The 2,548-nt window shown below is 75.6% G+C and carries 3 protein-coding genes; 1 reads left to right on the top strand and 2 read right to left on the bottom strand.

Translation table 11 applies throughout. From position 1 onward, the window contains the following. Positions 1 to 140: 140 nt before the first annotated feature. Positions 141 to 761, bottom strand: a complete 621-nt coding sequence (locus ACIQOV_RS36925) for a TetR/AcrR family transcriptional regulator (protein ID WP_359914928.1) — start codon at positions 759 to 761, stop codon at positions 141 to 143. Between the two features lie 113 nt (positions 762 to 874). Between ACIQOV_RS36925 and ACIQOV_RS36930 the strand changes: the two genes are divergently transcribed. Next, positions 875 to 1,927 (top strand): alpha/beta hydrolase, encoded by a 1,053-nt coding sequence (locus ACIQOV_RS36930; protein ID WP_401055170.1) that lies wholly within the window; start codon positions 875 to 877, stop codon positions 1,925 to 1,927. Positions 1,928 to 1,990: 63 nt separating this feature from the next. Here the strand turns inward: ACIQOV_RS36930 and ACIQOV_RS36935 are convergent, their stop codons facing one another. Then, positions 1,991 to 2,263: a hypothetical protein gene (locus ACIQOV_RS36935; protein ID WP_401055171.1), complete on the bottom strand. Its 273-nt coding sequence runs from the start codon at positions 2,261 to 2,263 to the stop codon at positions 1,991 to 1,993. Positions 2,264 to 2,548: the final 285 nt, after the last annotated feature.

Raw genomic sequence — 2,548 nt, forward strand, 5'->3', positions numbered from 1 at the left:
TTTTTAATGAACCGCCCCCCCCCTACAACTACACCCCACCCAACCCACTTCCCCACCCCGACGCCCTCCCCAACCCCCCCCCGCCCCCCCCGGCCGGGGGCGCCGCCGCGCCGTGTGCGCCAGCCGCCGTGCTGCGTGCGCTAGCCGCCGTCCTCCGTGCGCCGGTCCCGGGCCCGCAGGCCGTCCAGGATCAGGTCCGCGAGGCGCTCCGGGAGCTCGGGGCCGATCTCGCGGTGGCCGAGCAGGGCGCGGGCCTGGAGGGGTGCGCTGAGCAGTTCCAGGGCGAGGTCGGCGTCCGTGCCGGCCGGGAGTTCGCCGCGGTCGACGGCGCGCCGGACGACGGCGCCGGCCTGGGCGAGGCGGGAGTCCCAGAAGACCTGCCAGGCCTCGGCGAGGGCCGGGTCCTCGGAGCCGAGGGCGGCCGCGCGGGCCACGGCCCGGCCGAGCGGGGTGGCCAGGTACGCGGCGAGCGCGCGGGCGAAGGCGGTCAGGTCGGTGCGGACGGCCCCGGTGTCGGGGACCGGGATGCCCTCGTCGCTGGCGGTCAGCATGGCGTCCAGCACCAGCTTCTCCCGGCTGCCCCACCGCCGGTACACGGTGGTCTCGTTGACGCCGGCCCGGGCCGCGACGTCGGCGATGGTGAGCCGGGCGACGCCCCCTTCGGCCAGCGCCTCCATGGCGGCCGCCAGGACGTCCCGGCGCACCCGGGCGGCCCGGCCGCCCGGACGGCGGCGGATCGGGTCCGGCTCTTCCTCGGTCATGTGTCGATCACCTCGCCACCACCTTAACGCAGGAGTACTTGCATTAAGCGATCCTCCGGCGCATAGTCGCTAATGCAAGAGTTCCGGCTTTAAGAGCGACAGGAGGCATCGCCATGTCCTTCACCTGGCCCCTGGACCCGCAGGACCTGTTCGTCGAGCGCTACCCGCAGATGACCCTCGGCCTGCCCGCCGCCGAGGTGGACGCGGTCCGCGCGGCCGTCACCGACATGTGGGCCGACCGGCCCGGCGGCTGGGTGTACGAGTGGTCCGCCCTCGCCGCCCGGCACGCCGGCGCCGGGCGCCACCGCCAGGCCGCCCAGGCGTACGGCTGGGCCAAGTTCCCCTCGCTCGCCGACGCTCCGAAGCGCACCGCGCTGGCCCGCCAGGTCGAGCAGTACCTGCTCGCCTCGCCCGGCTTCCCGGTCGACGTCGAGCGCCGCACGCTCACCGTCCCCCACCGCGGCGGCGAGGCCGCGGTCCCGGTCCACCTGATGGCCGCACCGGGCCTGCCCGTCGACGCCCCGGTGGTGCTGGCCAGCGGCGGGGTGGACTCCTGGAAGACCGACCTGCACGGCATGTGGGAGCAGCTCGCGCTCGCCCTGCCGGTCCGGCTCCTGCTGTTCGACCTCGCGGGCACCGGCGAGACCTCCCACCTGCCGATGACCCCGGACGGCGGCACCGAGGTGATCGAGGGCCTGATCGCCTTCGCCCGTACGCTCGGCGACGGCCGGGTCGGCCACTTCGGCATCTCGATGGGCGGCTACTACTCCGCGCGCACCGGGCTGACCGGTGCCGTGGACGCGGCGGTGGTGCTCGGCGGCCCCGTCGAGCACTCCTTCGACCCGGACCGCGGCTTCGACTTCGGCATGGACGGCATCGTGGGCAACGCCCTGGGCTTCGACGCGGCACCGGACCGGGCGGCCCTGGGCCGGGCCTTCGGCTCCTTCGGTCTGCGCCCGCTGCTGGACCGGGACGACCAGGCGCCGATGCTGGTGCTCAACGGCGCCGACGACGTCCACGTCCCGCGGCACGACACCCTGGTGTTCGCCGGCCGCCGCGACACCCGGGCCGAGCTGATCCCGGACACCGGGCACTGCGCCATTTCGAGGTTCGGCGAGGCGATGGCGCTGATCGTCCCCTGGCTGAGGACCACTCTCCTGGGATAGTCCGACGACCGCACGGTTCCCCCGTCGGGGTATCCGCGCGTGTCGGCGATCCGGCCGAGTGGATCAGTGTCCCGGGCCCGGACTCCGCTCCGGGCCCGCGGGCGGGTTCCACCCGGTGCCCGGCTCGGGGCTCCGGCCCGGGCCGGGCACCGCCGGCCGGTCCCGGGCCGCCGGTGCGGCCAGCGCCTCCCAGACGGGATCGGGCAGCCCGGGGACGGCCCGCCCCTCGGCCTGCCAGCGCCGGGCCAGCTCGGCGTAGATGGGCGCTTCCGGGCCGGGTTCCGGCACCGGCCGTTCCGTCACCCGCGGCTCCGTCACCGGCCATTCCGTCGGCACCCGCGGCTCCGTCGTCGCGGGTGGCGACGGCTGTTCCGGCGGCCTGTCCGGAGTGCCGGGCAGGATCGTTTCCTCACTCGGCTGCCGTTCCGGCACCGGCAGCCACCCGAATCCACTCACACCCACCCAACGCGCCCCGCCCGCACCGGGACACGGTCGGGTCAACCCGGCGCTCCGCAGGTCAACCCCCCGCGGAGCGCAGCCGGGTGCGCAGGAAGTCGGCCCCCCCCACTAACGGCGCCCGTCGTGCCCGCCCCCAATTACCGGGCCGGCCCGGGAGTTATA

The organism is Kitasatospora sp. NPDC091257 (assembly GCF_044757675.1).
Taxonomy (GTDB): Bacteria; Actinomycetota; Actinomycetes; order Streptomycetales; family Streptomycetaceae; genus Kitasatospora; species Kitasatospora lactacystinica.